The following is a 7,884-nucleotide window of genomic DNA, read 5'->3' on the forward strand; positions in this document are numbered from 1 at the left end:
GGGTTCTCCGCTTAAAAACCAGGAGAAACTATCACCGGCACAAAAAGAAATCATTCTTGAAAAATATGGTTTAAATGATCCGGTACCAGTTCAATATGCGCGTTACTTAGGTAACTTAGCAAAAGGTGATTTAGGGGTATCATTCCAATATGATAACCGCCCAGTAACAGATATGATTGTGGATCGTATTGGACCATCAGCACAACTTGGTTTACAAGCGATTATATTAGGAACATTTATCGGTTTAATTTTAGGAATCGTTGCGGCGCTTCGTAACAATACGTGGGTCGATTATGGGGCGACAATTATTTCCGTACTCGGGATGTCGGTACCCTCATTCGTATTCGCCGCATTACTACAATATTTCGTAGGGGTAAAACTTGGTTGGTTCCCAGTAGCATTCTGGAAAGGACCGGAGTTTACAGTAATGCCTACAATTGCCTTATCGATGGCAGTTATCGCAACAATCGCACGTTTCGCTCGTGCAGAGTTAATTGAGGTTATGCAAGCAGACTACATTTTAACAGCGAAAGCGAAAGGAATTAGCCAAGGCGTTATCATTATCAAGCACGCACTGCGTAACGCATTAATTCCAGTTGTAACAATTTTAGGACCAATGGTTGCAGGATTAATTACAGGGACACTAGTTATTGAGCAAATTTACGCTGTACCTGGACTTGGGGAACAATTCGTTAAATCGATTACAGTRAATGACTATACAGTTATTATGGGAACTACAATTTTCTATAGTGCGATCTTCATCTTAGTTATTTTCATTGTCGATATTTTATACGGAATTATTGATCCTCGTATTCGTTTAGCGGGAGGGAAAAAATGATGAAAGATGTACAAAAATTATCTCCAGATTTATTTCAACCAGCCAATCAGAGTAATGTTGATAATGAAGTCATTGCCCGTCCAAGCTTAACGTTTTGGCAAGATGTAAGAAGACGTTTGTTCCAACATAAAGGTGCAATGTTTGGTTTCGTATTATTAATGCTTATTGTACTACTAGCAATTTTAGGACCGATGGTAAGTAAGCATTCTTATAAAGAGCAGGATTTAGGTCGTGCGAAAATGCCACCGAAAATTCCAGTGATTGAAAATGTTCATTGGCTACCATTTGACGGTACAGATCAATATGGTGTTGACCAATATGAAAAACGTGATATTAAAGAGTACTTCTGGTTTGGTACAGATGATCTTGGCCGTGATTTATGGACAAGAACATGGGAAGGTACACGAGTATCATTATATATCGCTCTTTTAGCAGCAGCGATTGACTTAGTAATTGGGGTTGCATATGGAGGTATTTCAGCCTTCTATGGCGGCAGAGTAGATAATATTATGCAACGTATTATGGAGATCATTAACGGTATTCCATACTTAATCATCGTTATTTTAATGGTAATCATTATGGGATAATGACAATGTTTACAATTCCAACAGCGGTATTTGGTGAAGCATTCTTAAGCTTCATCGGACTAGGTATTCAGCCACCATTCGCATCACTTGGTTCTCTTGTAAATGATGGTTATAAATCAATTCAAACGTATCCACATATGATGTTCATCCCAGCGGTTGTCATCAGTATGTTAATCTTAGCATTCAACTTAATTGCAGACGGATTACGCGACGCGTTAGATCCAAAAATGCGTAAGTAAAAGAGGGGAGAAGTAAAAATGAAAACATTGCTAGAGGTAAAAGATTTGCAAGTCTCCTTTGATACACATGCAGGTGAAGTACAAGCTGTACGCGGTGTTACTTTTGATTTGAAAAAAGGAGAGACATTAGCGATTGTAGGAGAATCTGGTTCTGGTAAATCAGTTACTTCTAAAGCGTTAATGGGATTAATTCCGAATCCTCCAGGACGTATTAAAAACGGTGAAATCGTATTTGAAGGTCGTGACTTAACGAAACTAACAGAAAAAGAAATGCAGCAAGTACGCGGTAAAGATATTGCGATGATTTTCCAAGATCCAATGACATCATTAAATCCAACGATGACWATTGGWAATCARATTATGGAAGGYCTTATTAARCACCAAGGGATGAGTAAAGCAGATGCACGTAAAGTTGCTTTAGAATTAATCGACCTTGTAGGTATTCCGAATCCAGAAGCACGCTTAAAACAATATCCTCACCAATTCTCAGGTGGTATGAGACAACGTGTAGTTATTGCGATGGCGTTAGCTTGTAATCCGAAATTATTAATTGCCGATGAGCCGACAACAGCGCTAGACGTTACAATTCAGGCGCAAATTTTAGAACTTATGAAGGACATTCAGCAAAAAACAGAAGCAGCAATCATTTTCATTACGCATGACTTAGGTGTAGTGGCAAACGTTGCAGACCGAGTTGCGGTTATGTACGCTGGTAAAGTTGTTGAAATTGGAACTGTTGATGAAATTTTCTACAATCCAAAACATCCATACACATGGGGTTTAATCGCATCTATGCCAAGCTTAGATGGTGCAGAGGACGAGCTATATGCGATTCCAGGAACGCCTCCAGACTTATTAAAACCGCCAAAGGGTGATGCTTTTGCACCACGTAACCCGCAGGCATTAAAAATTGATTTTGAAATGGACCCACCTTTATTTAAAGTAAGTGATACACACTATGCGGCAACTTGGTTACTTCACGAGCAAGCTCCAGAAGTAAAACCACCGGCAGTCGTTGAAAAACGCATTCTTCAAATGAAAGCAGGTGAACAACATGACTAAACAACGTGAGAAATTAATTGAAGTAAAAAATGTAAAGCAGCACTTCGACGTGAGTGGTGGTGTTGTCAAAGCGGTTAATGATATTTCATTTGATATTTACCGCGGAGAAACATTTGGTCTTGTAGGAGAATCAGGTTGTGGTAAATCGACAACTGGAAGAACGATTATTCGTTTATATGATGCAACTGCTGGTGAAGTGTTGTTCGATGGTGAAAATGTACATGGTAAAAAATCACGTGCAGAGCTGAAGAAGTTCAACCGTAAAATGCAAATGATTTTCCAAGATCCATATGCATCATTAAATCCTCGTATGACAGTAGGGGATATTATCGCAGAAGGTATTGATATTCACGGACTAGCAAAAGGCAAAAAAGAGCGTATGGACCGTGTTCATGAATTATTAAATACAGTTGGTTTAAATAAAGAGCACGCAAACCGTTTCCCGCATGAATTCTCAGGCGGACAACGTCAACGTATCGGTATCGCTCGTGCGCTAGCTGTAGAACCTGAATTTATCATTGCTGATGAACCAATCTCAGCACTTGACGTATCGATTCAGGCGCAAGTTGTAAACTTACTGAAACAGTTACAAAGAGAAAAAGGTTTAACATACTTATTCATCGCCCATGATTTATCAATGGTAAAATACATTAGTGATCGCATTGGTGTAATGTACCGTGGTCAAATCGTTGAGTTGACAACAAGTGAAGAGTTATATGCGAATCCAATGCATCCATATACAAAATCACTACTATCTGCAATTCCGCTTCCAGATCCAGATTATGAGCGCAATCGTAAACGTATCGTATACGATCCATCTCAACATCAATATGGTGAGGAAGCACCAACAATGCGTGAAATTCGCCCAGGACATTTTGTATTATGTTCTGAAGCAGAGTATAAGAAATATAAAGAAATCTATCAATAATAAAGTAGAGCCATTCTTCTATTAAAGAAGGATGGCTCTATTTTTTTATACTAATTAAACTTAATTTAGTATAAAGAGATTTTATCCAAGTTCTTTTTCKGTTTAAAGACAGCAAATTAAGAGTTTCCAAGAATGAAGAAAAGGCGACTGAAATCCAGCCGCCTTTTTCTTCATTTAGAAACACTTTTATTTTACTGCGCTTGAACAGAAACACTCTCATCTTGCTCATTTGGTTTAACAAGTGCATAATTTTCCCACGATCTACTTCTCCAGCGGAAGAACATAATAATTGCTCGCGTCCATTCATCGATAGCAATCGCTAGCCAAATACCAACGAGCCCCATGTCTAAATGGAAGGCGAAAAAGTAACCGAGTGGTAAGCTCATTAACACCATGGAGAATGCGCCGATTAAAACAGGGTATTTTGCATCGCCAGCTGCACGAAGTGAATTAATGATGACGATGTTCATCGTCCGTCCTGTTTCAAGTAGTACACTTAGTAAAAGAACGCTTGCCCCTAGAGCGATAATATGAGGATTATCCGTAAATAGTCCCATTAATTGTGTGCGGAATGTAACAACGAGCATGACCATAAATAAAGTTACACCAATCGCCCATTGTACACTTTTCCATACGCGTGTGTAAGCTTCATCCTTTTCATTTCCGCCAACTAGGCGTCCAACGATAATAGCTGTTCCCATACCGATAGCAATGGCGAATAAATAAGTGAACATGGAAATGTTAGTAGCGTATTGTCTTGCAGCTAACGATTCCGTACCTAAGTATGTTGCGTAATATAAGAAGACAATTTGACAAGCTTGATACATGATTTGTTCGAATGCAGATGGAATGCCAATCTTCAAAATTTTGCCAACATATTCTTTTGATAAAGTGAAGTAATATTGTAATTTCACACGGTATTCCATAACGCGGTACAGTAACCAGAAGAAAATGATAAGTGCGATTAACCGGCTGACAGCGGAAGAAATCGCGGCCCCTTGCACACCAAGTTCAGGGAAACCGAATTTCCCGAAAATAAGTACGTAGTTTCCGACGATATGAATAATATTCATTCCAAGCGAAACAAACATCGCTTGCTTTGTAAAGCCGTGAACGCGGATAATTGCGGCTAATGAGTTAATAATAGCTTGAAGGAAAATAGCTCCTCCGACGATGGATAGATAGCTTTGTGCATACGTTAGTACATCGCCTTGTAAATTCATTGCCRTCATCATATGTTTTGAAAATAAAAGAAAACCAGCGCTTATAATGAGTCCGACCACTAAATTTAATGTGACGGCTAATGCTGATATTTTTGATGCTTCCATAAAGCGTTTAGAACCGAGGTATTGGGATACAACAATAGCTGCACCATTCCCGATGACTTCTAGTACTAAAATCGCGATATGAAGGTATTGATTYGCTGCACCAACCCCAGATACAGCATCGTCTGATAATGCACTTAACATGAAAGTATCAGCGATCCCCATCAGCATAAAAAGAAAAACTTCTAGAAAAATAGGCCATGTTAATAAGAATAAACTTAATTTCTCTGTTGGCCCGTTTTTTGAGCGAATTGCTGTCATGTCCGTCCCCTCTTTACCGATATCTATTTTTAGCAAAGTGTATCGTAACACACTTTCATATCCTTTGCACTTATTTTAGYCTACATATTTTCAATATGAATAAACCTTCATTTTATGACRRAAAAGGAGGAATAATTATGCGTAAGATATTATAGAATATAAAATTTGTTTTTCTCTGATARTTTAGAARAGTRTAAAAATCKTCATTTTTAACACTTTARTTCAATAAAAACGCAGTRTGAAACGTTTACAAATRCACRWAGTGTTAACAGRAAATTTTAATAAAATAGAAATATAAATATACAAAGAATATATTTGTGTGTATAATATGAATTATTAGAACATATATATATTTCTTTCTGTTTGAAAATGAAAGGGCTAACATTTTTTTTGGAGGGTGGAAGTATGAAAAAAAAGATACCAGTTTTTGTAGCATCAACAGTAGCAATGAGCATGATTTTAGGGGCATGTGGCTACCAAAAAGATGAACCGCAAGCGAACGCAAAAGGGGATAGCGGGAAAAGCGGTGCGAAGCAAGTTATTAACTTAATTGAAACACAAGAAATTCCAACGATGGACCCAGCGTTATCAGCTGATGCAGTTTCTTCAAAAGTAATGAACAATACGATGGAAGGCCTATACCGCCTTGGGAAAGACGATAAATTAGTTCCAGGTGTAGCGAAGGAATTCCAAAAGTCAGAAGACGGTAAAAAGTATACATTTAAATTACGTGAAGATGCAAAATGGTCAAATGGTGAACCTGTAACGGCGAAAGATTTCGTGTATGCATGGCAAAGAGCAATTAATCCAGATACAGCTGCGAAATCGGCTTACATTATGTACGATATAAAAAATGCTGAGAAAATTAATAAAAAAGAGATGAGTCCAGACCAATTAGGTGTAAAAGCGATTGATGATCATACACTAGAAGTAGAATTAGATAATTCTATTCCATATCTTGTTGATTTAATGGTCTATCCGATCTTCTATCCTGTTAATGAAAAGTATGTGAAAGAGCAAGGGACGAAGTTTGGTTTAGAAGCAAATACAACACTTTATAACGGACCATTTACATTAAGTGATTGGCAACATGAACGTAGCTTCAAAATGACAAAGAGCTCATCATATTGGGACAATAAAGAAGTGAARCTTGAGGAAGTAAACTTTAATATTGTAAAAGATACGTCTACGCCAATTAATTTATATGAAACAAACGCAGTCGATCGAGCGACGTTATTAGCAGAGTTCATCGATAAATATAAAGGAAAACCAGATTTCAAAACGGTAGAAGATACATCTGTATTCTTCCTTCGCTTAAATCAAAAAGACCCAGCTTTAGCAAATAAAAATATTCGTAAAGCAATTTCTCTTGGTTTTGACCGTAAACCATTCGTTGATACATTATTAAATAACGGTTCTAAGCCAGCGACGGGATTAATTCCTGACAATTTCATTAAAGGACCGGATAAAAAAGATTTCCGTGTTGAAAATGGAGATATTGTAAAACCAAATGTAAAAGAAGCGAAAAAGTATTGGGAAGCTGGTAAAAAAGAGCTTGGTAAAAACGAAATTGAATTAGAGCTATTAAATGAAGACGTTGAATTATCGAAGAAAACTGGTGAATATTTAAAAGGTGAGTTAGAAAAGAATTTACCAGGTTTAACAGTGAAAATTAAACAACAACCATTCGCGCAAAAACTAAAATTAGAAGATGCGGGCGACTTTGTAATGTCATTCTCTGGATGGAGTGCAGACTTCCCAGATCCAGTTACATATCTTGATATGTTCGTAACTGATGGGGCACAAAATAAAATGAAGTATTCTAATCCGAAGTACGATGAGATTATTATGAAAGCGAARAAAGATGGAAGCGAYGTAAATGCTCGYTGGAAAAACTTACTTGAAGCAGAAAAAATGYTACTTGATGACGCTGCGATTGTTCCRGTATATCAACGTGGTAGAGCATATTTACAAAGAGAAACAATTAAAGATATGTACAACCATAAGTATGGTGGCGAAGTAAGCTTCAAATGGGCATCAGTAGGAAAATAACAAAAAAAAGCAGGTAATTACCTGCTTTTTTTAGTACGTACGTTTTTTATAAATGCCTTTTCCGCCAACTTGGTTCCAGCCAGATTGTACATCTAAACTTTTGTTAACAAACTTCATTTTTTCTTTCCCACCAAAGAGTTTTTCACCGATGCTATTTGTAATGACACCAATCAATGCTGTTATTCCGATGATGAGGGTAGCAACAATGATAAAATCAGTAAAAAAAGCGATCATATGCAAATTCCCCCTTTGTCTGTCTGTATTTTTATTGTATGAGATAAATGGTAAAAAAGAAAGAAATGTCAGAAAAATATTCAATTTGCTTTAGAAAGCATATAGACATGAGCGGGGAGATTTGTTAAAATAAGAACAAATGTTCCTTTTCGTTTCTAACCTTTAGAGTCTTACATTTCTCAATTGTTTTGTTGGGAAAAGGTAAGAAAACGCTCTCTTTTTAATGGGGAAGATTATGAAACTGTAATTGTATATCAAGTGAAGATTATTGTAGAAAGTAAGTATCAAAAGGGTTGAAGACCGTTGTTAAAGGACAGTTTTACTGAGTATAATCATGTTGCATAGCAGTGGAGTACAC

Annotated in this window: 6 protein-coding genes and 1 pseudogene; 5 read left to right on the plus strand and 2 right to left on the minus strand. The window is 37.1% G+C overall.

Annotated features, from left to right (window positions below; all coding sequences use genetic code 11):
* The 4 genes and pseudogenes from AC1DJR_RS13710 to AC1DJR_RS13725 all read left to right on the plus strand — a co-directional run.
* On the plus strand, positions 1 to 838 hold an 838-nt coding region (locus AC1DJR_RS13710; protein ID WP_477002823.1), incomplete at its 5' end, for an ABC transporter permease.
* A pseudogene (locus AC1DJR_RS13715) lies at positions 835 to 1,664 on the plus strand (ABC transporter permease). The gene AC1DJR_RS13710 and the pseudogene AC1DJR_RS13715, both read left to right, overlap by 4 nt.
* Positions 1,665 to 1,682: 18 nt before the next feature.
* The gene (locus tag AC1DJR_RS13720; protein ID WP_002011337.1) at positions 1,683 to 2,726 is read left to right on the plus strand and encodes an ABC transporter ATP-binding protein; all 1,044 of its coding nucleotides are present in this window, start codon (positions 1,683 to 1,685) and stop codon (positions 2,724 to 2,726) included.
* Positions 2,719 to 3,654, plus strand: a complete 936-nt coding sequence (locus AC1DJR_RS13725; RefSeq protein WP_002086978.1) for an ABC transporter ATP-binding protein — start codon at positions 2,719 to 2,721, stop codon at positions 3,652 to 3,654. Before AC1DJR_RS13720 ends, AC1DJR_RS13725 begins: the two co-directional genes overlap by 8 nt.
* A 191-nt stretch (positions 3,655 to 3,845) precedes the next feature.
* Here the strand turns inward: AC1DJR_RS13725 and AC1DJR_RS13730 are convergent, their stop codons facing one another.
* Positions 3,846 to 5,291 (minus strand): MATE family efflux transporter, encoded by a 1,446-nt coding sequence (locus tag AC1DJR_RS13730; RefSeq protein ID WP_477002824.1) that lies wholly within the window; start codon positions 5,289 to 5,291, stop codon positions 3,846 to 3,848.
* 354 nt (positions 5,292 to 5,645) lie between these two features.
* Here AC1DJR_RS13730 and AC1DJR_RS13735 point away from each other — a divergent pair, with 354 nt between their 5' ends.
* Positions 5,646 to 7,292: a peptide ABC transporter substrate-binding protein gene (locus AC1DJR_RS13735; RefSeq protein ID WP_002140829.1), complete on the plus strand. Its 1,647-nt coding sequence runs from the start codon at positions 5,646 to 5,648 to the stop codon at positions 7,290 to 7,292.
* Positions 7,293 to 7,322: 30 nt separating this feature from the next.
* Here the strand turns inward: AC1DJR_RS13735 and AC1DJR_RS13740 are convergent, their stop codons facing one another.
* Positions 7,323 to 7,526, minus strand: coding sequence for a hypothetical protein (locus AC1DJR_RS13740; RefSeq protein ID WP_000559981.1), 204 nt, complete (start codon positions 7,524 to 7,526; stop codon positions 7,323 to 7,325).
* Positions 7,527 to 7,884 lie beyond the last annotated feature (358 nt).

The organism is Bacillus sp. 05T31 (genome assembly GCF_056396725.1).